A 23,131-nucleotide genomic window follows, 5' to 3' on the forward strand; every position below is an offset into this window, starting at 1 on the left:
CGCGGCGACGACCCCGCGCCAGGGCGCAGCGATCGCGACGATCGGCGATGGCTTCCAGGGCGCACCGTCGGCATCGCGCAGCATGTTCGCAGCGGGCGTCGGCATTATCCACCGCTTCTGACCAGAACGAATCGTTTCGCTTCGAGCGTCCGATCGCCTGCACGCGTCGTCGTGCGGGCGATGCGAACGCGCGCCATTCAAAAGGAAGTCAAGGAGATAAGCATGAGAGCTCTGGATCCCAGGCGATTACTGACATTGCTGGCCGCGTGCATCGTGGCCGCCACCGTCGCGGCATGCGGCGGCGGTAGCAGCAGCACGGGCAGCGACAGCGCCACGAAAACACCGTTGGCCGTCGTGAAGCCTGTCGTCGATTGTTCGAAGCTGGCATCGATCGATCTCAGCGATATCGGCGGCGGCGGCAGCACCATCAGTTCGGCCACGGTCACGGCCGCGACGGTCAACGGCGCGACCGTCAATTTCTGCACGGTGAAAGGCACGCTCGCACCGTCGAACACGTTCGAGGTCGCGTTGCCGGTCGACTCGTGGACGCAGCGTTTCGCCGAGTTGGGCTGCGGCGGCCTGTGCGGCAATCTCAGCGATCCGACCAAGCAAAGCTCGTTCAGCTTCAGCTATACCTGTCCGCTCGTTCAGCAAGGCGGCTTCGTCACGGCGGCTACCGACATGGGCCACTCGGGACAGAGTTCCGCATGGACGACCGATCCGCAGAAGCAGGCCGACTTCGCGTATCGCGGCCAGCACATCACGACACTCGCCGCGAAGAAGCTGATCAAGGCGTACTACGGACAGGAACAGAAGTACTCGTACTTCGTCGGCTGCTCCGATGGCGGCCGCGAGGCGCTGATGGCCGCGCAACGCTATCCGGCGGACTACAACGGCATCGTCGCCGGCGCGCCTGCTGCGCACTTCCAGATCCAGAACTCGCTCTATCACGGCTGGAACGTCGAATCGAACAGCACGACGGGCACGAGCGCCGGCAAGGCCGTGCTCTACGCCGACAAGGCTCAGGTGCTGCACAAGGCCGTCGTCGCCGCATGCGGCGGTCAGGCGAGCGTGGCCGATGGCCTCATCGCCGATCCGCGCACGTGTCATTTCGATCCCGCGACCATTCAATGCGCGGCCAGCGCGTCGAGCACGAGCAACTGCCTAAGCGCTGCGGAAGTCGCGACGGCGAAGAAGATCTACAGCGGCCCGACCGATGCGAACACCGGCATGCTCATGCTGGGCGGCTCGCCGTTGTACGGCTCGGAAGCGAACTGGATCGGCGTCGAGGTGCCGACTTCGAACTCGACGGATGCGCCCGTGCCCGTGACGAGCCTCTTCAGCTACATGATCGTGACCGGCGCGTATAACCTGATCTTCACGGGATCACCCTCGATGCCGAACATCGACACCTTCGGCTATACCGACGCGAGCTTCTATCCGAACTATCTGCAGACCAACCATGCGCTCAACGATGCGACGAGCCCGGATCTGTCGGCGTTCAAGAATGCGGGCGGCAAGCTGATTGTGTGGCACGGCTGGGCCGATCAGCATATCTCGCCGCTCTTCACGATCCGCTATTACCAGGCCGTGAAGGACACGATGGGCGAAGCGAGCGCGAACGAATTCTCGCGCCTGTATCTGGTACCGGGCGTGGGTCATTGCGGCGGCGGCGAAGGCTTTCCGAACATCGATCTCGTATCGCAGATCACCGGTTGGGTCGAGCAGAGCACCGCGCCGAATGCCGTCATGACCTATCAGACCGATGCGACGACGAACGCGGTGACGGCATCGCGTCCGGTCTATCCGTATCCGGCCGTGGCGAAGTTCAACGGCAACGGCGACTGGCACGACGGAGCGAACTGGGCTCAGGGTGCGCCGCCGTATAACGATCCTGCGCCCGCGTGGGCAGGGGCGAGTTTCTATACGTCGTATAGCCCGAAGACGCAGGGGGTCGCGGCGCCGTAAGCGGCTACGCCATCACTCCATCATCGCCATTGTTGCGGCGGCGCGCGTATGCACTCTGCGCCGCTGCAATCCGAGCAGACACACGAGCGATACGGCCGCGAGCGAGCTATAGAACAACGCAAGCGGCCACCACTGCCCCGGCCACGCATGCGCGAGCACGGTGCCGATGAGCGGCGTCAATCCACCCGCCAGCGCCGCGCACGACTGATACGAGAGCGAGATGGCCGAATACCGCACGCCGACATCGAACGCGTCGGTCATGAGTCCGGCCATCACCGCATACGAACTCGACATGCACATCACCGCGATCGCGATACCGACGACGATCGCGACAGGCCGTCCCGTCGACACGAGCACGAACATCGGATAAGGCGACAGCATCGCGAGCCCTGCGGCCCATGCGAGAAAGCGGTTCGCGCCGACACGCTGCGCGATCCATCCCGATGCAAGCTGCGTGAAGAGCTGAATGAACGCGACGACGAAGAGACAATCGAGAACCAGCGCACGTTCGAGCCCGAGCGTTTCCGTCGTGAAGCTGAGCATGAAGGTGTTCACGAACCACGCGCCCGCCACGCCGATAACATTCGCGCCGAGACACAGCAGAACCGTGGGCCACGCGTTGCGCAAGACATCGACGACAGGCAAGCGCGCGGGCTTCTGCCGCTCGCTATACGCGGTGAACTCCGGCGATTCCGCGACGCGCGCGCGAATGAATACGCCGACGACAAGCAACAGCGCGCTCGCCATGAACGGCACGCGCCAGCCCCAGTCGAGCAGCGTCTCGCGCGGCAGATGTCCGACCGTGCGAAACGCGAGCAACGCGAGAATCAGACCTGCGGGGCTGCCGAGCTGCGCAAACGACGCGAGAAACGTCCGCTTGCCTTGCGGCGCATGTTCGCCTGCCATCAGCACCGCGCCGCCCCACTCGCCGCCGATCGCGATGCCCTGCGCGACCCGCAGCAACACGAGCAGCGCGGGCGCGAGCGCGCCGGCGGTCGCATAGGTCGGCAGGAAGCCGATCCCTACCGTACCCACGCCCATGATCGCGAGCGTGGCGACGAGCGCCTTCTTGCGCCCCACGCGATCGCCGAGATGCCCGAACACGAGTCCGCCGAATGGCCGCGCGAAGAAGCCCACCGCGAAGGTGCCGAACGATGCGAGCGTGCTGTAGAACGCATCGCCCGATGGAAAGAACAGCTTGCCGAACACGAGCGCCGATGCGGTCGCGTAGATATAAAAGTCGTACCACTCGATCGTCGTGCCGAGGAACGCGGCGAACGCCGCGCGGCCGGGCTGGCGGGCCGGGCCGCCGTGAGCATTGCTATGCATGAATCGTCTCCTGTTGATGACCGGTCTGCGTGCCGGTTCGTCCGTTCGGTTGTCTAGCCCTTCAGTACGCCCGCTTCGAAAAGGCGCTGCTGCGTGGCGGCATCGATGCCGAGCGTATCGAGCACCTTGCGCGTATCGCCGCCCAGCGCGGGAGGCGGCGTGCGATACGTCGCGGGCGTGCGCGACAGCTTGATCGGCGTGCCGGTGCCGCGATACGCACCGAGTTCCACGATCAGCTCGCGATGCAGCGTATGCGGATGCGCCGCGACGGCATCGACGGTATGCACCGGGCCGCATGGCACGCCGCCGCGAATCAGCGCCGCCGCGAGCGGCTCGCATTCATGCGCTTCGAGCAACGCTTCGAGCGCTTCCTTCAACTCGCGGCGATGCGCGCAGCGGCTCTTGTTATCGACGAAACGCGGATCGTCGGCGAGTGCGGGCGCGTCGAGATGCGCGCAGAGCTTCGCGAACTGACGATCGTTGCCCACCGCGAGAAAGATCGGCGCGGTGCCAGTGCGATAGCTGTCGTACGGTGCGATGTTCGGATGCGCGTTGCCGCTGCGCTGCGGCGTGCGTCCATTACCGAAGTAGTTCGGCAGATGCGGATGCAACAGCGACACCGCGCAGTCATACAGCGCGATATCGAGGGACTGCCCGCGTCCGCTCTTTTCGCGTTCCGCGAGCGCGAGCAGAATACCGGCAAGTGCGTTGAGACCCGTCACCATGTCGACGACCGGAAGGCCGACGCGCAACGCCGGACCATCGCGTTCGCCGTTCACGCTCATGAGGCCCGCCATCGCCTGAATCGCGGCGTCGTATCCGGGCAGGCCGCCGAGCGGGCCATCGGGACCGAAGCCCGACACCGCGCAATGAATGAGGCGCGGAAAGCGCTTCGAGAGATCGCGCTCGTAATCCATGCCCCAGCGCGCGAGCGTCCCCGGCTTGAAATTCTCGACGAGCACATCAGCGCCTTCGAGCAATCGCCACAGCACCGCGCGCCCTTCCTCGGACGACAGATCGACGCAAATCCCCTGCTTGTTGCGATTCACGCCGACGAAGTACGACGCCGTCTCGCCGACGAAGGGCGGCCCCCAGCCGCGCGTTTCATCGCCGCCCGGCGGTTCCAGCTTGATGACTTCGGCGCCGTGATCCGCGAGCGCCTGCGTGCAATACGGGCCGCCGAGCACGCGGCTCAGATCGATCACGCGCAGGCCGTGCAGCGCGCCATGAATACGTGCCGTGCTCATCGTGCGTCTCCTTCGCGTCGCGGCAGAAGCGTCATGGCTTCGTCGATGGTGACGGGCGTTTCATCGACGAGCTTGCGCAAGAGCGGCGCGTCGTCGCGCACGTCATGCGGCGCGAGCGGATCGCGCGGCATCAGCTTGTGACGCACGATCAGATGCGCGAGCGCGAGTCTGCGATGATCGGGCGCGACGCGTGCGGCTTCCGTCGCCATGAGCACGGCAGTGCTCGCGTGATAGAGCGCGCTCGCCGCCGCGCGCACGGATTCGTCGCGGCCGCATTCCGCGACGCTGTCGAGTGCTTTGCATGCGCGTGCGAACACATCGCGCAACATCGCAGTGCTCGCCGATGGCAACGCGCAATCGTCGAGCATCGCGCCGGCGTATTGCGCGAGCGTATCGAGCGCGCCCTCGCGACGCGCGGCCCGCGCGACATCGAGCGCGACGATATTGCTCGTGCCTTCCCAGATCGAGCCGAGATGCGCATCGCGCACGAGACGCGGATCGGCCCATTCCTCGATATAGCCGACACCACCGCGCACTTCCATCGCATCGCCCGTCACGCGGCGCGCATCGCGACATGCGCGGAACTTGATGAGCGGCGTGAGAATGCGCACGCACTTCGCCGCGAGCGCATCACCGCGATCCGCGCGCGCGAGCAGCGTCGCGATCTGCATGAACATCGAGCGCGCCTGTTCAGCGGGAAGCATCAGCTTGAGCAACTGGCGCTGCATCAGCGGCATGTCGATGAGCTTGCGGCCGAACGCCTCGCGATTTCGCGCGACGTGCAGCGCTTCGGTCAACGCGCGACGCATGAGCCCCGCCGCGCGCACGCCGTTCGACAGCCGCGACATGTTGATCATGTCCGCCATTTGATGAAAGCCGCGCCCTACCTCGCCGATGAGATACGCGTGCGCGCCTTCCAGCACGATCTCGCCGCTCGCCATCGAACGGCTGCCGAGCTTGTCCTTCAGCCGCACGATGCGATACGCGTTGCGCGTGCCGTCTTCTCGCGTCTTCGGCAGAAGGAAGAGCGCGAGACCCTTGATGCCGTCGGGCGCGTCGTCGGGGCGTGCGAGGACCATCGCGAGATCGGCGTCGGCGTTCGAGCAGAACCATTTGTCGCCCGTGAGCTTCCACACTTCATTGCCGTGCGCATCGACGCTGCGTGTCGCGCGTGTCGCGATGCGTCCGACATCCGAGCCCGCCGCCTGTTCGGTCATGAACATCGCGCCTTGATACAGCGTGTCGAAATCTTGCGATGCGAGCATCGGCAGATAGCGCTCGATCAACGCCTTCGTGCCGAAGCGGCGCAACGTGCGCGTGAGCGAATCGGTCATGCTGACGGGACAGCACAGGCCGAACTCCGCCTGCACGAAAAGATACGTGAGCGCGTATTTGACGAGCGGCGGCGGCGCGTTCTCACGATGACTCATCGCCGCGAGACCGAGCTCGGCATACGCGACGCGTTCGAGCGCGACGTAATCCGGATGCTTGTCGATATGCTGCAACGCTTCGCCCCGCCGCGTGCGCTGACGCAGTTCCGGCGGATGATGATCGGCATTGGTCGCCCATGCGTCGAGTTCATCGGATGCGCGCTGACCGAGATCGACGAGTTGTTCTTCGATGCCGCGATACGCCGTCTCGCCGAGATAACTCTTCAGCAGCGCGCTGAACGACGGATCCTTGTTGAAGAAGTTGATGCCGCGGCTGTCTGGAATGTTGGACGTGCCCGCATCGGGACGGATGTCTTGCATGAACTGTCTCCTGGCTTTTGTGTGGCGCAACCCGCGCTGCGCCAATCTTGAAACCAGACTACGTTCGCTTTCGATAACCGTCCAATACAATTGCTGGCACGTACGATAAGATCCGTCTATCGTAGCGCCGGAGAAAGCCGATGGAACTGAAGCAGCTTCGCTATTTCGTCGCGGTCGCGGAGGAACTGCATTTCGGGCGCGCAGCGCGCCGGCTTTTCATTTCGCAGCCGGCATTGAGCTTCGATATCCGTCGTTTCGAAGAACACCTCGGCGTGAAGCTTCTGGAGCGCAGCAACAAGTCCGTGGCGCTGACCAACGCGGGCCACGTATTGCTCGGTGAGGCGCAGCGCCTCTTGCAGCAGGCCGAGGAAGTAGCGCAAGTGACGACGCGTTCGGCGCACGGACTCGCGGGGCGTCTGCGCATCGGCTTCGTCAATTCGATGCTGTATCGCGGCTTGCCCGAAGCCGTGCAGCGCTTCGAAGCGGATCATCCTTCCGTCGAAATCGTGTTGAAGGAGATGAACACGGCGGAACAGGCGCGGGCGTTGCAGCAATTGAATATCGATCTCGGTTTCGCGCACTGGGGACATTTTCCGGCGGAGGTCGAAAGCCATCTGTGGTCCTCGGAGGCGTTTCTGTGTTGCCTGCCGGTCGATCACCGGCTCGCGAAACGAAGACGAATCGAGTTGAGCCAGTTATCGCGCGATCCGTTCATTCTCTTTCCGCGCGCCGTCTCTCCGCACTATCACGATCAGATCATCGCGACGTGTGTCGATGCGGGCTTCAGTCCGACGATTCGTCACGAAGCGCGCTTGTGGCAGACCGTCGTGACGATGGTCGAGTTCGGCATGGGCGTCGCGCTGGTGCCGCAAGCGCTGGCGAAGACGCAATCGCAACGCGCCGTCTTCAGGCCGCTCACGCGCAATCCGTTTCCTTCGCAGATCCTGCGATTGACGCGCGCCGAAAGTCATTCAGATGTCACGCGGAGCTTCGTGGCGTTTTTGCGGAAGTCGTAGCGACTTCACGTTCGGTGCATGCCCTTTCGCCCATAGAAACGGTTACGTTCAAAGAGATAAAACGTAGAAGGGACTATTCGAAATCTCACTACAGGCAAGATGTTTTTTCTGATGTCCGGTTTACTTCCACATCAGAACAAAGTAATCTTGCCTCGCTGAGTTGATACCGGCAGCGCATGTCCCGCGTAGAAAGTACTTCGCGTCATCGTCAGCAATTTTGACGTCCCCGACATGCAGTCGTTGCACATGTTACCGATGCCAAGCGCTCGAATCGAGCCTGTCATCTTCGAGCGCGCGCCAGATATCTGGCGGCGGTCCCGCTATCCGATCTCTGCACTGCCCCTGAATGTTCTGGCGCACCGTCTGCGCCCGATGCAGCAAACCACATCAGGCAGTCGTTCGGGTTACTAACGATACTTACCAATCGCTTCCGATGCGCAACGCACGCGATCGCTGTGCGCATTCCGGTTGGTCAATCTCATCGATATGAACAGTTCTGCCCTTCCCTTTTTTTCCCAATCCATCGCAGCGGCGGTCGTCGCAAGCGTGATGCTCGCCGCTTGCGGCGGCAGCGACAGCCCCGCCGACACCGCCTCGACCGGCAAGAGCGCCGCATCGCCGAAGTCCACCGCGAAAGCCGCCAGCGGCAGCGGCTCGATCTTCTACGGCGCGAACGGCCATAACAGCAACGGCGGCGCATACGACTTCACGAGTGTGCAGACGCAGCTCTCGCAGTTGCAGGATCTCGGCGCGACGATCTATCGCAATGACGTCTACAGTCAGACATCGGCGAACATGGTCGCCGGCGTCGCGAAGACGATGGAGGAAGGCGGCGTGACGGTGTATCCCGTGATGCTCATGAACCTCAACTACGACAGCGAGGACGACGCCTACAACGCGGGCTTCAAACTCGGTCAGCAAACCGCGAACAGCTATCACTACAAGTACTACGAGGTCGGCAACGAGCTGGAGGCGAAGGCGCTCATCGGCAATGTCGATGGCACCGTCTGGTATCAGTACAACAACTGGTCCTACACGCTCGCGCGCGGCGCGATCCGCGGCCTGATCGCGGGCGTGAAGTCCGTCGACGGCTCGGCGAAGATCGTGCTGGGCGGCACATGGATGCACACCGCGTTCTTCCAGATGCTCGCGGACGGCTCGCAACCGGATGGCACCTGGGGTCATCCGGCCGTGAGCTGGGATGTCACGTCGTGGCACTGGTATTCGAACGAAGGCGACATCACGCATGCCTGCGGCGGCACGGGATGCCATGACGTGCTCCAGATGCTCCACGACATGGGCAAGCCGATCTGGATCAACGAGTTCGGCGTGCGCCCGGACTTCGGTTCATACGATCAGATTGCGACATACATGACCGGCAATCTGATGATGGCGCAATTCGCGAGCGTCGCGTCGAAGTACAACATCCAGTCGATTCAGGCCTTCCAGCTCTATGACGACGGCGAAGGCGCCTACGGTCTTCTCGAAGGCGACGGCATCACGAAGAAGGCCGCGTACTGGGCGTACAAAGCCTTCGTGCAGAGCCACCCGATGTAAGTCGATCGGCGGCAAGAAACGAAAAAGTTGCCGCCGAATTAATAGCTTGAAATAACCTGCACGATTGGCGCTTTGCTCCGCATATCGAATCGCGGCGCATAGCGGGAAGATCTCGATGCGTGATGTCCGCCGAGGACATCACGCCCATCTTCCTTCGACACTACGCCAAGTCATGCAAGCTCAACCTTCAGGCAACTTCCGTCTCCTCTCGATGCGTCGCGCGCTCGTCGCCGTATCGCTCATGGCGCCGATGCTTTCCGCATCCGCCGAAGATCTCCCCGACGTCTGCTCCGCGCTACAGACCATCGTCGATTCGCCCTCGTTCGATACGCTCGCCAAGGGTCGCCCGCTGATGCCGACCGCTTCGCCCGGCCAGGGCGTATGCCGCGGCAGCGCGCATGTCTATGACTGCCGCTGGCGAGCGCATTGGGGCCCGGACGGCTTCGTGGGCGACCCGTTGCAGGAACTCGGCGCGGACATCGCCGCCTGCTTTCCCGACGTGCGTCACGACGTGAACACGGCCACGCGTCAGCACTTCGCGCTGCGCAACGTGACCGGCAAGCACGTCGTCACGATGACCGCCACGATAGAAACGCCGAACACGATGCGGCTGCGCATCGTCCGCTGAGTTCCGATCGCGGACGACGGCGAGAGCATGTTCAGAACGCACCTTTCTCGCGCACTCCTTGCTGTCGGCGCGGGTGCGCTTTCCGGCTGCACGTGGACGCTGATCACCGCCGCCGATGCTGCGGGCTCGCTCGTGCAGGCGGGCTTCACGGTTGCGTCGAACTATTCTTCGCCGACTTCGGTGACGGGCCCGCCCGCTGCGCTGCAATCCGTATGCATCGAATTGAATCAGAGCGTGGCGACGGGCGATTTCGTACCCGTGCTGCAAGTCGCGTTGCGCCGGCGCGGCGTGAATTCGGTGGTCTACAACCCCGGCACGTCGCCGCCCGGTTGCGAGGCGATGCTCGTCTACGGCGCGACGACCAGTTGGGACCGGCGCGCTTTCACGAGCGAGCCGGTGTCGTATCTGTCGGCGATCGATCTGACGCTCGTGCGGCATGGGCAGATTCTCGTGACCGCGCGGTATGACACGAATGGTCTGAACATCGACCGTTTCGCGAGCGCGCGGCAGAAGCTGGATGCGCTGGTGGACCGGATGGTGGTCTCCCGCACACAGTAATGCGCGCTTTCCTTACGGCATCTTTCCGATGCGATTTCGCGCGTCGAAGCAATGCTAATCTGCCCACGCTGTAGTTGTTGACCGATCCCTCTTGCGGCTCGCCATTTGTTTTCTGGCGAGCCGTCTTTTTTTGGTCCGACTACTTCGAATGGCCGAGCACTCACGCCGACTTCAGGAATGCTAGCATCGCCCTGAACGAAGATTCTTTTGCAAGTGGTCGGACCAGTGAGGCGCAGCATGCTCGAAGACAACCAGGAAGAGGCGTTACAGATCGCGGATGTCGTCGCCGGACGTATCGAAGCGCTGATCGTCGACGGCGTGCTGAAACCCGGTCAGGCGCTGCCTTCCGAGCGACGGCTGACCGCGAAGCTGGGCGCGTCGCGATCGGCGGTGCGGGAAGGATTGAAGGTGCTGCGCACGCGCGGCATCATCGAAACCTCGCACGGACGCGGCTCGTTCGTCGCCGCGCTGACGACGCAGCCCGCGCTCACGCCGATGATGCATCTGCTCGGTTCGCAGCCGCGCACCCTGTACGACATCTTCGAAGTGCGCGAAATGCTCGAAGCCGAATCGGCGCGACTGGCGGCGCTGCGCGGCACGCAGGCCGATTTCGCGCTCATCACCCGCCGATACGAAGAGATGCTCGCCGCGAACGAGAGCGACGTGGGCGAATCGGCCCGCGCGCGGCTCGACTATAACTTCCATCTCTCGATCTGCGAGGCGTCGCACAATCCCGTGCTGGTGCACACGCTGAGTTCGCTCACGGATCTGCTGCTCAGTTCGGTGTTCGCATCGGTCAACAACCTCTACCATCGCGAGGCGCGAAAGCGCGTCATCGATAAACAGCACGCCCGTCTCTACAAGGCCGTGCTCGGCAAACAGCCGGAGCAGGCGCGCAAGGCCGCGAGCGCGCATATCGCGACGACGACCGCCTGCATGCGGGAAATCGAGGCCGAAGAGCAGCGCCTGGTGCGCGCGACCTTGCGGCTCAAGGGCTGGACGTGATCCCGCGCCGCGCGTGCACGCACAAGCGTGCGAAAGACCGCGAGCCCTCGCCGCCATTGATTCACGCGGAAAAGCACATCTGGCACGCGAAAAAGAAGTGGTAGGACCAGTGGTTCGACATCTCGACAGTCTCTTACTGGCGCGGAACAATGCGCTGCAGCAAAGCCAGTAGCGGCACGAAGCCGCACGATTCAGGAGACTCTCACGATGAACCCAACCAGCCCGACAGCCACGACCGAGTTCGAAAACGCGACGTATGCGAAAGTGACCTTGCGTCTGCTGCCCTTCCTTTTCATCTGCTACGTCGCGGCCTATCTGGATCGCGTCAACGTCGGATTCGCGAAGCTGCAGATGCTCAACGACCTGAAGTTCAGCGAGTCCGTGTACGGGCTGGGCGCGGGTATTTTCTTCATCGGCTATTTCCTGTTCGAGGTGCCGAGCAACATCCTGCTGCATCGCGTGGGCGCGCGCGTGTGGATCAGCCGCATCATGGTGACGTGGGCGCTGGTGTCGGCGGCGTCGCTCTTCGTGAAGACGCCCGCGATGTTCTACACGCTGCGCTTTCTGCTCGGCGTCGCCGAGGCCGGGTTCTTTCCGGGCATCGTGCTGTATCTGACCTACTGGTATCCGGGAAAGCGGCGCGGCCGCATGAACGCGCTCTTCATGATCGGCATTCCGGTCGCGGGCGTGGTCGGCGGTCCGCTGTCGGGCTGGATCATGCAGGCGTTCAACGGCGTTCACGGCCTGTCGAACTGGCAATGGCTTTTCCTGCTCGAAGCGGTTCCGTCGCTCGTGCTCGGCATCCTGACCTTGTTCATGCTGCCGAACGGCATCCGCGCCGCGTCGTGGCTCAACGCGCAGGAGAAGCAGCTTCTCGAAGACAACATCGCACGCGATGAACCCGCCGGCGCGGATCATTCGCTGAAGAGCGTCGTGTCGAACAGCCGTGTGTGGCGGCTCGCCGCGATCTACTTCTGCTGCATGATGGGCCTCTACGGCGTGAGCTTCTATCTGCCGACGCTCATCAAGACGGCGGGCGTGAAGGACGCGCTCGACGTCGGCCTGTTCACCGCGATTCCCTACGCGGTCGCGATGGTGTCGATGATTCTCGTCGCGCGCTCTTCCGACCGGCGCAACGAACGCCGCTGGCATCTCGCGCTTGCGGGTATCGCGGCTGCGGCGGGCTTCTACGCAAGCACGCTTCACACGGGCAACCTCACGCTCGCGCTGGTCACGCTGTCGGTCGGCACGGCCGGCGTGCTGTCGATGATGCCGGTCTTCTGGACCTATCCGAGCAGCGTGCTGACCGGCACCGCCGCGGCAGCCGGCATCGCGATGATCAACTCGATCGGCAACCTCGCCGGTTTCGTGAGTCCGTCGATCATCGGCTGGATGAAGGATGTCACGCATAGCACGAATGCAGGTCTCGTCGTGGTCGCGGGTGCGCTCGTCGTCGGCGCGGTGCTGACGCTCACGCAGCGCGCGACGGCGGGATCATCGGCGGAGTCTTCGTCTTCGGCACCGCGCCGCGCGTGAGGCCATCATGTCCGTCACCGCCCCTTCCGCCCGTTCGTTCGGCGCGTCGCGCACGAGCCTGCTCGCATCGCTCGGCGATATCGTCGGCACGCACAACGTGCTCACCGGCGACGGCGAAACGCGCCGCTATCGCACCGGCTATCGCTTCGGCAGCGGCCGCGTGCTGGCGGTCGTGCGGCCCGGCACGCTCGTCGAGCAATGGCGCGTGCTTGCCTCATGCATCGCCGCGCGCGCGATCATCATCACGCAGGCGTCGAACACGGGTCTGACGGGCGGTTCGACACCCGATGGCGATAGCTACGATCGCGACATCGTCATCGTCAGCACGACGCGCATCAGACGCGTGCATCTGCTCAAGGGCGGAACTCAGGTGGTCTGCATCGGCGGCACGACGCTCGATCAACTCGAACGCGCGCTTAAGCCGCTCGGACGCGAGCCGCATTCGGTGATCGGCTCGTCGTGCATCGGCGCATCGGTGCTGGGCGGGATCAGCAACAACTCGGGCGGCTCGCTCGTGCATCGCGGGCCGGCTTATACGGAGATGGCGGTGTTCGCCGCCGTCGATGCATCGGGCGTGCTACGCCTCGTGAATCATCTGGGCATCGAACTCGGCAGCACGCCCGACGAGATTCTCGCGCGCATCGAAAACGGCACGTTCACCGATGCCGATGTTCGCGAAGGCGCGGCCGCCTCGGATCACGAATACGCGACACATGTCCGCGATATCGACGCTGCCACGCCCGCGCGCTTCAACGCCGATCCGCGGCGTCTGTTCGAAGCATCCGGCTCGGCGGGCAAGGTGATGACGTTCGCGGTGCGTCTCGACACGTTCGCCGCCGAGCGAGGCGCGAAGGTGTTCTATATCGGCACGAACGACACGAACGTGCTGACCGACATTCGACGCCACGCGCTCGCGAACTTCACGCATCTGCCGATCGCGGGCGAGTATCTGCATCGCGATGCGTTCGATGTCGCGAAGCAATACGGCAAGGACCTCTTCGTCATCGTCGACAAGTTCGGCACGGATCGATTGCCCTTGTTCTTCAATCTGAAGACGCGTTGCGATGCGTGGTTCGAGCGCCTCGGCTTCATGCCGAAGCACTTGAGCGATCGCGTGCTGCAATGGTTGAGCGAACGTTTGCCGGATCATCTGCCCGCGCGTCTGACGAGGTATCGCGAACAGTACGAGCATCATCTGATGCTGAAGGTGCCGGCGGCGGGCATCGAGGACGCACGCGCGTTTCTGGCGCAACGTTTCGCGAACGGCGGCGGCGCGTTTTTCGAATGCACCGATGAAGAAGGCCGCAAAGCCTTTCTGCATCGCTTCGCGGCGGCGAGCGCGGCGGTGCGCTATCGCGCGGTGCATCATCGCGAGGTCGAGGATATCGTCGCGCTCGATATCGCGTTACGGCGCAACGACCGCGACTGGTTCGAGCGACTGCCGGAAAAGATCGAGCGTCCGATCGTTTTGAAGCTGTATTACGGGCACTTTCTGTGTCACGTGTTCCATCAGGACTACATCGTCGCCAAGGGCAACGACTGCATGGCGCTGGAACACGAGATGCTCGAACTGCTCGATGAACGTGGCGCCGAGTATCCCGCCGAGCACAACGTGGGGCATCTGTACGAGGCGAAGCCGCAGCTTGCCGACTTCTACAAGCAACTCGATCCGTGCAATTGCTTCAATCCGGGGATCGGGAAGACATCGAAATTCGCGGCTTATCGGGAACGTGCGGCGGAAGCCTGAACGCGTCGTCTACGCGATCAACTTCGCCCGCAACATCGCCACATCCGCACTCGTCATCGACAAGCCCTGCGCGAGATAGCGGCTCAACGTCCCGTATTCGCGATGCATCTCGTCGAACGCCGCTTCGATCGTCGCGCTTTGCGCCTGATACAGCGGCGCGACGGTCTGCGTATCGGTTCCAAGCCGCGTCGCGTGCGCGGTCATGCGTGCATCGATCTGCGTCTGCGCCACGGTGTTCGTCAGCAGATAGTCCTGGATGATCACGTCGAGCGGCACATCGGCGATGGAGAGCAGGAGCGCCGCCGCCCAGCCGGTGCGATCCTTGCCCGCCGTGCCGTGAATCGCCTGCGGGCCCGACACGCGCGCGAGTCGCGTCAGCAGAAGGCCGAACTGCAAACGCGCGACCGGGTCCGTGACGAGTTGCCGCTGGCGCTCGACGATCCATGCGCTCGCGGCCGCGGCGTCGGCCGGTGCCGCGGCGGCGACGTCGATCGGCGCGATCTCATGCGTCTCACGCACCGCGCCCGACGGCACGCGATCCGGTGCAAGCGACGCCTCGCCCACCACGCGAAGATCATGCACCGCGCTCAGCGACAAGCGCGCGAGCGCGGCCGCGTCGGCATCGTCGGGCGTGAGCGCGCCCGAGCGATAGAACACGCCGCGCCGCAAGCGCGCGCCATCGACGGTCGGATAGCCTTCGCCCGTCCCCGCAACATCGCGGAAGTTTTCGACGGTGGATAGCTTCGGCGTTTCGGTGACGCTCTGATCGTCGCCCGCGCCGCCGCATGCCGACAGCAGCGCACTCGCGCCGAACGTGCTCGAAAGCAGCGCCACGCGTGCGCCGCCTCTGATGAAAGCACGACGCGACAAAGGCATCGAACGCATGGACGAAGCGGGCTTCATGTTTCTTCGCAGGGAATGACGATGCGCACGATCAACCCGCCGCCTTCGGCATTGCCGATTTCGCAGCGGCCGCGCTCTTCGCGCGCAAGACGTTCGACGATGGTGAGCCCGAGCCCGCAATGGCCGTTGCCGCTGCGCGCGGGGTCGAGCCGCACGAACGGCCGCAACACGTCGTCGAGGCGCTCATCGGGAATGCCGGGTCCGTGGTCGCGCACTTCGATCAGCCAGTCATCGCCCTGACGCGCCGTGCGGATCTCCACGGGCGGCTCGCCGTGCTCGAGCGCGTTGTCGACGAGATTGGTCATCAGGCGATCGATGAAAGTCCGCGGCAGTCTGAACGTATCGCCCGCTTCGAGCGACAGCGCGAACAAGGGCTCGTCGCCATCTTCGGGCGATGCGAACTGCTCCGCGATGAACGCATCGACGCCGGTCTTCGTGTTATCCGAAGACGAGCGCCCCGCGAATTCGAGAAACTGCTGCACGATGCGCGTCATCGAATCGATGTCGCGCAGAAAATGGGCGCGCTCGCGTTCGTCCTTCGCAAGCACGCTCGCGCGCAGCGACAATCGCGTGAGCGGCGCCTTCAGATCGTGCGCGATGCCGGCGAGCATCACGGCGCGATCGTCGTCGGCGTCGGTGAGTTTCTTCATCATCTGATTGAACGCGCCGATCAGTTCGCGCAATTCGCGCGGACCGTTTTCCTCGACGGGCACCGGCCGCTCGCCGCCGCCGAAGCGACGCGCCGCCTGCGCGACGCGTGCGAGCGGACGCTGCAATTGCCATGTCGCGATGAGCGAGAGCACGAGCGCGCCCGCGAGCAGCACGATGCCCTCCGTGATGAACGGCGCGGGCGGCGGCAGATCGATCGGCGCGACGATCCACACGTTGCTCTGCGGATAACGCACCCAGAGCCGCGACTTGTTGTGGCCGTCGATATCGATGGCGATCTGCGAGCCTTCCGGCAAGCGGTCGGCGAGCTGGCGCGCGAGGTGCGCATGGCGCGTCTTCGCGGGATCGCGCAGCGTGAGCGGCTCGGGCATGTTCCACACCGGCACGATATGCACGCGCGTCTCGCGCATGAGCCGCCCGCCGAGCGCGACATCGTTATGCGCCGCTTCGAGCACGATGAGCAACGCGCGCGCGTAGCCATCGGCTTCCTTGTGCGGCCCTTGCACGTGGAGAATCGCGAACCATCCGCCCTGAAGCGCGAGCAGCACGCAGATCGACACGATCGCCATGCGGCCGAACAGCGTGTCGATGAAACCGCGCGGCCTACGCGCGGACTGCCAGAAACCGGAACGCATCGTGGTTACGCCCCGGTCCAGTCGAAAGCCGGAGCGTCCGTGTCGGGAACGAAAACGTAGCCCTGCCCGCGCACGGTCTGCACATGACGCGGATGCGACGGATCGTCTTCGATGAGGCGGCGCAGACGCCAGATCGGCACGTCGAGGCCGCGATCGCGGAAAGGCAGATCGTCGCGATGGACGAGATCGTGAATCAGCACGCGCGACAGCACCTTGTACGGATGCTTGATGAACACCTTGAGCAACGCGAACTCGCTGTCGCGCAGCGCGATGCGTTCGCCGCCGCTCGACAGCGAGCGCGTCACGAAATCCACTTCGAAACGCCCGAAGCGTTCGCGCGGCGCGGGCTCGGGACGGCTCGGCGCGCTTGCGCGGCGTCTGAGCACCGCCTCGATGCGCGCGAGCAGTTCACGCGGATCGAACGGCTTGGCGAGGTAGTCGTCCGCGCCCGACTGCAGCCCGGCGATCTTTTGCGGCACGCTATCGCAACCGGTCACGAAGATCACCGGAATGTCCTCGCCCGCCGCGCGCAGATCGCGCAGCGCGCGCAGGCCATCGATGTCCGGCATCATGATGTCGAGCACGACGATGGACGGACGTTCGAGTTCCAGCCGCCGGCGCAGCCCGCCGCCGTCGTGCAGCACGGAAACGTCGATGCCCTGCGTATTGAAGAAGCGGCGCAGCAGGTCGCGCACCGCGGGGTCGTCGTCGACGATGAGAACCGATGTAGACATCTCAAAATTTTATTCGGCCTTAATCCGTAATCGCGCGTCGTGCGCGTGGCGCGACATTACGGATGTTTACGGAAGCCATCCCGGACGCGATGAACGCGCGGAGCACGTGCGTGCTAATTCCCGTGGACCCGCGCACGCCGGAGACCGGGCCGCGCATCGCCGTTGAAACACGCCGTAACGGAAAGAAATGGAAAGTTCGCGGCGGTCGCGACGGCATGGGCCTAGCGCTTAGAATCCGCGAATGAAACCACATGTACTGATGGTCGACGACGACCCCGTCGTGCGCGATCACGTTCGCGACTATCTGCAGCAGCACGGCTTCGATGTCTCCGTTCTCAGCGACGGTATGGACCTCAAGCGCCGCGTGCAGGCCGAGCGTCCCTCAATGATCGTGCTCGACGTGATGATGCCCGGCAAGGACGGCATCAGCGCGCTGCGCGAATTGCGCAATGCCCGCGACGATATCCCCGTGATCCTCCTGACCGCGCGCTCGGACGTGCTCGATCGCGTCATCGGGCTGGAACTCGGCGCGGACGATTACCTCGGCAAACCCTTCGATCCGCGCGAGCTGCTCGCACGCATCCGCTCGATTCTGAGGCGCTTCGAGAGCGTTCCGCCGATCACGGCCAGCGCGCCGGAGATTCGGCCGTCTTATCGTTTCGGCCCCTTCGAAATGGACTTCGGCGCGCGCGAGTTGCGCCGCGACGGCGAGCGCATCACGCTGCGCTCGGGTGAGTTCGCGCTGCTCAAAACGCTCGTCAAGAACGCGATGATCGTGCTCACGCGCACGGAGCTGAACGAAAAGATGCGTGGGAATGGAGCGCATCGCGATCGCAGTCTCGATGTGGCGATTTGGCGGCTGCGGCGGCTGCTTGAAGTCGATCCGTCGGAGCCGCGTTATGTGCAGACGGTTTGGGGGCAGGGGTATATTTTTGTACCGCATGGGGATCCGACTGCGGCGGGGCGGATTGCGGCGCAGGTGGATGAGGTCGGCTGAAAAAATGGAAGCCATCGCTTAGTAGAAACCAGAAGCGGACAGAAACGGTCCGTGTTTCCATGGCTTCCCCGCTAATCTTGGCTCTCTGCAATAAATAGGATTACTAGCTTAAAACCGGACACCGGATCACTTTGTCACTCGTCCAGTCGAAAACTCCTAGTTGTTTTGCGAAGCTGATTTACGGGATGCATCGCGTCAAATTGTGTTGTCACTGAGCCATCACACTCGCTTTCATCGAAACTATGAAAGTCGTTCCGACGCCTTTGGACAATTGGCGAGAGTTGCTTGGTGACAAACATCTATTTGAAAATTGACGGCATCACGGGGGAATCAAACGTGTTTGGTCACGAAGGAGAGATTGACGTGGTGAGCTGGGATTGGCTGCTGTCTCGCAACGTGCGCGACCAATCACCTCAAAATAAGACATCGGTCGATCACCTCACTTTTGTTCACGAGGTTGGTCTTGCATCATCTGGATTGCTGAATTACCTGATTCAGAACAGGGTGGCAGCCAAAGCTTTGTTGCGCGCCTACAAGCCGACTGCGCAACCCCAGGCTGTGGGCGCGGTCGGCACACTGCTCCCGCCCCAGCCGTTTTTGAGCCTGACGCTGGAGAACGTCATGGTCATGAGTATCAAGCCATACGATTGCGCGGGTGGTCACTACGAGGAGGTCGGACTCTCATTCAGCGAGTTCAAACACGAGTATGCGAAGGGAGTGGCTGGACTTCCCGGCCCGAAAGCAACCGTTGAGCATGATTTGCGCCGATGATTAAGCCCGTGAAGCGTCGTATCGGTTTATTTGCAGCCCTTCTGGGAATTTTTCTTCTCTGCATTCAGCGTCCTGCTCTCCCGTCTACTGTCGACTTCCTGAAAACTTCAAAAGTCGTTCCGGGCGAAGTGGTAAAGCTGGTGCCAGACGGCAAGCATCCCCAAGTCGAATTCACGACCCTGGATGGACAGCACATTTCGGTGACAGCGAGCAGCGAGTCGTCGCTCAGCGTGGGCGACAAGGTTCAGATGCGTTACGACCCAAGGCAGCCCTATGTCGCAGAGGTGAGTACCCTGTGGGACGTCTGGGGCGTTCGCCTGTTCTTTGCGTGGCCGGCGATGGGTCTGCTTGTGGGCGAATTACTCGGTCTTTCTGCCAGGTGGAAGTCGATATCCGAGGGGAATCGATGACTGACCGCACACGGCGTCGCATTAACTGGCCTGTTGTTTTCAGCGGCATAGCCTTGTTCTGCATCCAGCTTTCTTTTCTGCCATCTACCCTCGAGTTTGTGCGTACCTCCAAGGTGGCGATCCGACCGGACGCAAATTCAAGTTCACCTACCATACCGGCGGAATGGGTCTGGGCCTGGCGGCTCGCTTGCCTTCCCGGTTTCGTCTGCCCGAAATCAAACTGCCTCGGTTCATTTCGAAGGGCGGCACCATTGCCGGGACCGGCGCAACCAGCGACTTCGAAGGCGGCGGTGCGATTTTTCGGCTCAGGAACAAGGAGCTGACACGCACGGACTACACCGGGCTAACCCTCAGTTTAGAGTTCGGCGGCGGTGTGCTTGTCGCGGGAAGCTTCACGTTGTTCTTAACGGGACTGAAGCAGGGCATGGTTGTGGCGTGGCTGTTCAATCCGGGACTCTTCACGAACGTTCTGTTTCAGTCTGCCACGGCTCTCGTCGTGTTGGCTGGCGTAAGCGAAGGCCTGGTAGATGCCATCGGCGTTTCGCCGATGCTCGGCTCAATTTCCTACGATGGACCATACCAGGACACGTCGCACTGAGCACGCTTGAATCCGCTAAGGGACGCTGGCGTGACGCGCATCGCCCCCGCCCCGCATCATCAAAACGTCAACACACTCATAAAAAGCCGTTGCAACCACCCCATCGTCGTCGAATCGGCGAGCATCCCCACGCCCGCCTGTTCGATACGCGCATTGGCCACCTTGTTCGACGCCACATAATTCCCCGCCTCGATATCCTTCGGATTGACGATGCCCGAGAATCGCAGACGGTCCTGATTGCCGCTCATCGCGATGATCTTGTCGCCCGCGACCACGAGATTGCCGCCCGGCAAGGTGCCGATAACCGACACCGCCAGCGTGCCGCTCATCGCGGAAAGGTTGCTGGTGCTGCCATTGCCCCTGAACGACGTTTCCGCCGAGCCGACGTTGAAAAGCCGCGCAAGCCGCGCCGCCGCCCCGCTCGACTTGTCGGCGGCCTCGGCGCTGATGCTGCTCGCGCGGCTCGCGCTGGCATCCGCGGAATTGCTGCCCTGATACGACTCCGCGAGCCGGATCGTCAGCACGTCGCCGACCTTCTGTGCGCGGGATGTCTCATACAGCGAGACCGAACTGCCCGCCTGATAGATCGCGCCCAACGTGTTGACATTGACCGGCTGCGCGACGGCCGGCGCATAAGTCGGCATCTCGACGATGGAGCGCGACCCGGACGACGAGCACGCGGCGAGCGCGAGCACGAACGCCGCGCATGGCAATGACGCCAGTTTCATGAACAATCCTCTCCTTCGATTCAGGGCGTGTCGTGCACCGCGGCAAGACGCCATCTGTCGGTCGTATCGCGCAGCCACGCCTCGTATGCCTTCAGCCGATAGATCACGCGCGCCGACGCCGCCGCTCCGTTCGCTTCCAGCGTGATCGAGCTCGCAGCGTTTTCCCACGTGCGCGTCTGATAGCCGTTCGCGCGCTCGACGCGGCTCTTGCCGAATTTCGACGACAGCGCCTGCGCGAAGTCATCGGCGACACGCGCGTCGATCACGAACGACATGCGATAGAGCCGGGGCGACGCATCGCCCGGCATCGCCATGAAGCGCAGCACGTGATCGCGCGCGGGCGCGCCATCGACGACCGCCAGCGATTCGCTCCATCCGCTTTGCGTGCGATGCGCCCACTTGCACGCGATCGACAGGCTGTGCGCATCGCGCAGCACCATGCCGAGCGAAGCCGCTTCGAGATCCGTGTCGCACACGGCGACGCTGCCCGGCGGCGTCGCGCGCGCGGGCTCCTCGTGGCGAAACGCATCGAGCGAGATGCCGAGCCGCAGGCCGCGGAAGTCGAAAGGCTTTTGCGCCGCCGCGAACGCAGGCATCGCCATGCAAACGAGAAAGGCACAACCAAGGAACGTTCGCTTCATGTCAGTCGATGGCGGTGGCGCAGGCATCGAAGGGCGTGGACGCGGCATGACCCACGACCGGCACGATCTTCAGCGCGGCCGATGTCACGCGGCACGGCAACGCCGCGAGCGCGCAGCCATCGAGCACGATCGGGCACGCCGCGAGCGCGACGCACGCGAGTACGAGACGAAATGACGTCGCCATGATTCACGCGGTCGTATCGACGTGATTGCCCAGATGCGCCGGATTGCCCGGCGTCGTCTTCGCGTTCGGCGTGCCGGTTTCCACCGTCGGGGTATCGGTGCCGCGCCTGATGGGCAGCGTGTGCGACGACGCTTGCGTCGTGTGTTGGGTGCTCGGGCTGGTGACGTTCATGCTGCGCGCTCCTTGAAGGCGGAAGACCGTTGCGGATTGCAACGCGGCAATCTTCCGTGAGCGCGCGCTAAGGCGATCGCACGAGAAAAACACGCTTTTCGCGAGAGCTTACGAGCCGTTACGCCGCTGTTACCAGTTATTGCTGCAACGCGGCGAAAGCGGCGAGATGGTATGACTGTTACGCGCAAAAAGCGGGTTAACGTGAATTAAAAGTGGGCGAATAGCTTCATATAGTCAATCTATCTCGGCGCCGTTGCATCGACAGTTGAAAAACCCAAATACCGGAATGGCGAAGAGATAAATAGAACAACGAATTAAAAGGTTATTCCAGAATCATTCGAACAAGATCGATAAATAGCCAACGGATGGAGGAACCACTGACATGAAACGCCGCACCGTGTTAGTCGCGATGGCCGCCGCGCCCCTGAGCGCAATGCTCCCGCTTCCCGCCTTCGCGCAGAAACCCATCGTGCTCGGCTTCGCGCAGGTCGGCGCCGAAAGCGAATGGCGCACCGCGAATACCGAGTCGATCAAGTCGAGCGCGAAGGAAGCCGGCATCGACCTGAAATTCTCCGACGCCCAGCAGAAGCAGGAAAACCAGATCAAGGCGATCCGCTCGTATATCGCGCAAAAGGTCGATGTGATCGCGTTCTCGCCGGTCGTCGAAACCGGCTGGGAAACCGTGCTCGTCGAAGCGAAGAACGCGAAGATTCCCGTCGTGCTCACCGACCGCGCGATCAGCAGCAAGGACGACACGCTCTATGTGACGTTCATCGGCTCCGACTTCACCGAGGAAGGCCGCAAGGCGGGCCGCTGGCTCGTCGAGAAGGAAAAAGGCAACGCGGGGCCGATCAATATCGTGGAATTGCAGGGGACGGTAGGTTCCGCGCCCGCGATCGATCGCAAGAAGGGCTTCGAGGAAATCATCAAGTCCGATCCGAAGTTCAAGATCATCCGCTCGCAGACCGGCGACTTCACGCGCGCGAAGGGCAAGGAAGTGATGGAAGCGTTCCTCAAGGCCGAGGGCAAGAAGATCAACGTGCTCTACGCGCACAACGACGACATGGCGATCGGCGCGATCCAGGCTATCGAGGAAGCGGGCATGAAGCCGGGCAAGGACATCATCATCATTTCCGTCGATGGCGTGAAGGGCGCGTTCGAAGCGATGATGGCGGGCAAGCTCAATGTATCGGTCGAATGCAGTCCGCTGCTCGGGCCGCAACTGATGTCGGTCGTGAAGGACATCAAGGCGGGCAAGTCCGTGCCCAAGCGCATCGTGACGCAGGAAAGCATCTTCCCGATGGAGGTCGCGGCGAAGGAATTCCCAAATCGCAAATACTGATCTCCG

General features: G+C 63.0%; 23 protein-coding genes. 13 read left to right on the plus strand and 10 right to left on the minus strand.

Annotated elements, in window-relative coordinates:
- Nucleotides 1-222 precede the first annotated feature (222 nt).
- On the plus strand, nucleotides 223-1,968 hold the full coding sequence (locus QCE73_RS18255) for a tannase/feruloyl esterase family alpha/beta hydrolase (protein ID WP_309882824.1): 1,746 nt from the start codon (nucleotides 223-225) through the stop codon (nucleotides 1,966-1,968).
- Nucleotides 1,969-1,980: 12 nt separating this feature from the next.
- Here the strand turns inward: QCE73_RS18255 and QCE73_RS18260 are convergent, their stop codons facing one another.
- From QCE73_RS18260 to QCE73_RS18270, 3 genes are read right to left on the minus strand one after another with little or no spacing between them, the layout of a single operon-like run.
- Nucleotides 1,981-3,297: an MFS transporter gene (locus QCE73_RS18260; RefSeq protein WP_309882826.1), complete on the minus strand. Its 1,317-nt coding sequence runs from the start codon at nucleotides 3,295-3,297 to the stop codon at nucleotides 1,981-1,983.
- 53 nt (nucleotides 3,298-3,350) lie between these two features.
- Complete coding sequence (locus QCE73_RS18265; protein WP_309882828.1) at nucleotides 3,351-4,544, minus strand: CoA transferase; 1,194 nt, start codon at nucleotides 4,542-4,544, stop codon at nucleotides 3,351-3,353.
- The gene (locus QCE73_RS18270; RefSeq protein ID WP_309882830.1) at nucleotides 4,541-6,295 is read right to left on the minus strand and encodes an acyl-CoA dehydrogenase family protein; all 1,755 of its coding nucleotides are present in this window, start codon (nucleotides 6,293-6,295) and stop codon (nucleotides 4,541-4,543) included. The genes QCE73_RS18265 and QCE73_RS18270 overlap by 4 nt, the downstream gene beginning before the upstream one ends.
- A gap of 140 nt (nucleotides 6,296-6,435) precedes the next feature.
- Between QCE73_RS18270 and QCE73_RS18275 the strand changes: the two genes are divergently transcribed.
- The 7 genes from QCE73_RS18275 (at nucleotide 6,436) to dld (ending at nucleotide 14,342) form a co-directional block, all read left to right on the plus strand.
- Entirely contained in the window at nucleotides 6,436-7,311 is an 876-nt protein-coding gene (locus tag QCE73_RS18275) for a LysR family transcriptional regulator (protein WP_238212259.1), read from the plus strand.
- A 549-nt stretch (nucleotides 7,312-7,860) separates the two neighbouring features.
- Complete coding sequence (locus QCE73_RS18280) at nucleotides 7,861-8,868, plus strand: lipopolysaccharide biosynthesis protein (protein ID WP_309882833.1); 1,008 nt, start codon at nucleotides 7,861-7,863, stop codon at nucleotides 8,866-8,868.
- A 172-nt stretch (nucleotides 8,869-9,040) separates the two neighbouring features.
- On the plus strand, nucleotides 9,041-9,496 hold the full coding sequence (locus QCE73_RS18285) for a hypothetical protein (protein WP_309882835.1): 456 nt from the start codon (nucleotides 9,041-9,043) through the stop codon (nucleotides 9,494-9,496).
- 27 nt (nucleotides 9,497-9,523) lie between these two features.
- Complete coding sequence (locus QCE73_RS18290; RefSeq protein ID WP_309882838.1) at nucleotides 9,524-10,054, plus strand: hypothetical protein; 531 nt, start codon at nucleotides 9,524-9,526, stop codon at nucleotides 10,052-10,054.
- A 237-nt stretch (nucleotides 10,055-10,291) separates the two neighbouring features.
- Complete coding sequence (gene glcC / locus QCE73_RS18295) at nucleotides 10,292-11,059, plus strand: transcriptional regulator GlcC (protein WP_309882840.1); 768 nt, start codon at nucleotides 10,292-10,294, stop codon at nucleotides 11,057-11,059.
- 207 nt (nucleotides 11,060-11,266) lie between these two features.
- Nucleotides 11,267-12,595 (plus strand): MFS transporter, encoded by a 1,329-nt coding sequence (locus QCE73_RS18300; protein WP_309882843.1) that lies wholly within the window; start codon nucleotides 11,267-11,269, stop codon nucleotides 12,593-12,595.
- Nucleotides 12,596-12,602: 7 nt separating this feature from the next.
- Nucleotides 12,603-14,342, plus strand: a complete 1,740-nt coding sequence (dld, locus tag QCE73_RS18305) for a D-lactate dehydrogenase (RefSeq protein WP_309882845.1) — start codon at nucleotides 12,603-12,605, stop codon at nucleotides 14,340-14,342.
- 9 nt (nucleotides 14,343-14,351) lie between these two features.
- Here dld and QCE73_RS18310 read toward each other — a convergent pair whose 3' ends face one another.
- From QCE73_RS18310 to QCE73_RS18320, 3 genes are read right to left on the minus strand one after another with little or no spacing between them, the layout of a single operon-like run.
- Nucleotides 14,352-15,245 (minus strand): tyrosine-protein phosphatase, encoded by an 894-nt coding sequence (locus tag QCE73_RS18310; protein ID WP_309882846.1) that lies wholly within the window; start codon nucleotides 15,243-15,245, stop codon nucleotides 14,352-14,354.
- Nucleotides 15,242-16,549: an ATP-binding protein gene (locus tag QCE73_RS18315; RefSeq protein ID WP_187606809.1), complete on the minus strand. Its 1,308-nt coding sequence runs from the start codon at nucleotides 16,547-16,549 to the stop codon at nucleotides 15,242-15,244. The genes QCE73_RS18310 and QCE73_RS18315 overlap by 4 nt, the downstream gene beginning before the upstream one ends.
- A 5-nt stretch (nucleotides 16,550-16,554) precedes the next feature.
- On the minus strand, nucleotides 16,555-17,283 hold the full coding sequence (locus QCE73_RS18320) for a response regulator (RefSeq protein WP_187606810.1): 729 nt from the start codon (nucleotides 17,281-17,283) through the stop codon (nucleotides 16,555-16,557).
- Between the two features lie 241 nt (nucleotides 17,284-17,524).
- Here QCE73_RS18320 and QCE73_RS18325 point away from each other — a divergent pair, with 241 nt between their 5' ends.
- The 4 genes from QCE73_RS18325 (at nucleotide 17,525) to QCE73_RS18340 (ending at nucleotide 20,059) form a co-directional block, all read left to right on the plus strand.
- A complete protein-coding gene (locus QCE73_RS18325) occupies nucleotides 17,525-18,280 on the plus strand; it encodes a response regulator (protein WP_309882851.1) in 756 nt (251 codons plus the stop codon).
- Nucleotides 18,281-18,568: 288 nt separating this feature from the next.
- Nucleotides 18,569-19,051 carry a type VI secretion system tube protein Hcp gene (locus tag QCE73_RS18330; protein ID WP_309882853.1) on the plus strand — a complete coding sequence of 161 codons (483 nt, stop codon included), beginning with the start codon at nucleotides 18,569-18,571 and terminating at the stop codon, nucleotides 19,049-19,051.
- Nucleotides 19,048-19,461, plus strand: a complete 414-nt coding sequence (locus QCE73_RS18335; RefSeq protein WP_309882854.1) for a DUF3592 domain-containing protein — start codon at nucleotides 19,048-19,050, stop codon at nucleotides 19,459-19,461. Before QCE73_RS18330 ends, QCE73_RS18335 begins: the two co-directional genes overlap by 4 nt.
- Nucleotides 19,462-19,624: 163 nt before the next feature.
- On the plus strand, nucleotides 19,625-20,059 hold the full coding sequence (locus QCE73_RS18340) for a hypothetical protein (RefSeq protein ID WP_309882856.1): 435 nt from the start codon (nucleotides 19,625-19,627) through the stop codon (nucleotides 20,057-20,059).
- A gap of 59 nt (nucleotides 20,060-20,118) precedes the next feature.
- Here the strand turns inward: QCE73_RS18340 and QCE73_RS18345 are convergent, their stop codons facing one another.
- Genes QCE73_RS18345 through QCE73_RS18360 form a run of 4 tightly spaced genes read right to left on the minus strand, consistent with a single transcriptional unit; the run spans nucleotide 20,119 to nucleotide 21,783 of the window.
- A complete protein-coding gene (locus QCE73_RS18345) occupies nucleotides 20,119-20,787 on the minus strand; it encodes a flagellar basal body L-ring protein FlgH (RefSeq protein WP_309882859.1) in 669 nt (222 codons plus the stop codon).
- A gap of 20 nt (nucleotides 20,788-20,807) precedes the next feature.
- Complete coding sequence (locus QCE73_RS18350; RefSeq protein ID WP_309882862.1) at nucleotides 20,808-21,428, minus strand: hypothetical protein; 621 nt, start codon at nucleotides 21,426-21,428, stop codon at nucleotides 20,808-20,810.
- 1 nt (nucleotide 21,429) lies between these two features.
- On the minus strand, nucleotides 21,430-21,612 hold the full coding sequence (locus tag QCE73_RS18355) for a DUF6726 family protein (protein ID WP_035500446.1): 183 nt from the start codon (nucleotides 21,610-21,612) through the stop codon (nucleotides 21,430-21,432).
- Between the two features lie 3 nt (nucleotides 21,613-21,615).
- Entirely contained in the window at nucleotides 21,616-21,783 is a 168-nt protein-coding gene (locus tag QCE73_RS18360; RefSeq protein WP_309882865.1) for a hypothetical protein, read from the minus strand.
- 382 nt (nucleotides 21,784-22,165) lie between these two features.
- Here QCE73_RS18360 and QCE73_RS18365 point away from each other — a divergent pair, with 382 nt between their 5' ends.
- On the plus strand, nucleotides 22,166-23,125 hold the full coding sequence (locus QCE73_RS18365; protein WP_035500445.1) for an ABC transporter substrate-binding protein: 960 nt from the start codon (nucleotides 22,166-22,168) through the stop codon (nucleotides 23,123-23,125).
- Nucleotides 23,126-23,131 lie beyond the last annotated feature (6 nt).

The organism is Caballeronia sp. LZ029, assembly GCF_031451275.1.
GTDB lineage: Bacteria > Pseudomonadota > Gammaproteobacteria > Burkholderiales > Burkholderiaceae > Caballeronia > Caballeronia jiangsuensis.

Bases quoted from the DNA above. Each gene is read 5' to 3' on its own strand.
- QCE73_RS18255 (WP_309882824.1), top strand. From the start codon at position 223: ATGAGAGCTCTGGATCCCAGGCGATTACTGACATTGCTGGCCGCGTGC.
- QCE73_RS18260 (WP_309882826.1), bottom strand. From the start codon at position 3,297: ATGCATAGCAATGCTCACGGCGGCCCGGCCCGCCAGCCCGGCCGCGCG.
- QCE73_RS18265 (WP_309882828.1), bottom strand. From the start codon at position 4,544: ATGAGCACGGCACGTATTCATGGCGCGCTGCACGGCCTGCGCGTGATC.
- QCE73_RS18270 (WP_309882830.1), bottom strand. From the start codon at position 6,295: ATGCAAGACATCCGTCCCGATGCGGGCACGTCCAACATTCCAGACAGC.
- QCE73_RS18275 (WP_238212259.1), top strand. From the start codon at position 6,436: ATGGAACTGAAGCAGCTTCGCTATTTCGTCGCGGTCGCGGAGGAACTG.
- QCE73_RS18280 (WP_309882833.1), top strand. From the start codon at position 7,861: ATGCTCGCCGCTTGCGGCGGCAGCGACAGCCCCGCCGACACCGCCTCG.
- QCE73_RS18285 (WP_309882835.1), top strand. From the start codon at position 9,041: ATGCAAGCTCAACCTTCAGGCAACTTCCGTCTCCTCTCGATGCGTCGC.
- QCE73_RS18290 (WP_309882838.1), top strand. From the start codon at position 9,524: ATGTTCAGAACGCACCTTTCTCGCGCACTCCTTGCTGTCGGCGCGGGT.
- glcC (WP_309882840.1), top strand. From the start codon at position 10,292: ATGCTCGAAGACAACCAGGAAGAGGCGTTACAGATCGCGGATGTCGTC.
- QCE73_RS18300 (WP_309882843.1), top strand. From the start codon at position 11,267: ATGAACCCAACCAGCCCGACAGCCACGACCGAGTTCGAAAACGCGACG.
- dld (WP_309882845.1), top strand. From the start codon at position 12,603: ATGTCCGTCACCGCCCCTTCCGCCCGTTCGTTCGGCGCGTCGCGCACG.
- QCE73_RS18310 (WP_309882846.1), bottom strand. From the start codon at position 15,245: ATGAAGCCCGCTTCGTCCATGCGTTCGATGCCTTTGTCGCGTCGTGCT.
- QCE73_RS18315 (WP_187606809.1), bottom strand. From the start codon at position 16,549: ATGCGTTCCGGTTTCTGGCAGTCCGCGCGTAGGCCGCGCGGTTTCATC.
- QCE73_RS18320 (WP_187606810.1), bottom strand. From the start codon at position 17,283: ATGTCTACATCGGTTCTCATCGTCGACGACGACCCCGCGGTGCGCGAC.
- QCE73_RS18325 (WP_309882851.1), top strand. From the start codon at position 17,525: ATGAAACCACATGTACTGATGGTCGACGACGACCCCGTCGTGCGCGAT.
- QCE73_RS18335 (WP_309882854.1), top strand. From the start codon at position 19,048: ATGATTAAGCCCGTGAAGCGTCGTATCGGTTTATTTGCAGCCCTTCTG.
- QCE73_RS18340 (WP_309882856.1), top strand. From the start codon at position 19,625: ATGGGTCTGGGCCTGGCGGCTCGCTTGCCTTCCCGGTTTCGTCTGCCC.
- QCE73_RS18345 (WP_309882859.1), bottom strand. From the start codon at position 20,787: ATGAAACTGGCGTCATTGCCATGCGCGGCGTTCGTGCTCGCGCTCGCC.
- QCE73_RS18350 (WP_309882862.1), bottom strand. From the start codon at position 21,428: ATGAAGCGAACGTTCCTTGGTTGTGCCTTTCTCGTTTGCATGGCGATG.
- QCE73_RS18355 (WP_035500446.1), bottom strand. From the start codon at position 21,612: ATGGCGACGTCATTTCGTCTCGTACTCGCGTGCGTCGCGCTCGCGGCG.
- QCE73_RS18360 (WP_309882865.1), bottom strand. From the start codon at position 21,783: ATGAACGTCACCAGCCCGAGCACCCAACACACGACGCAAGCGTCGTCG.
- QCE73_RS18365 (WP_035500445.1), top strand. From the start codon at position 22,166: ATGAAACGCCGCACCGTGTTAGTCGCGATGGCCGCCGCGCCCCTGAGC.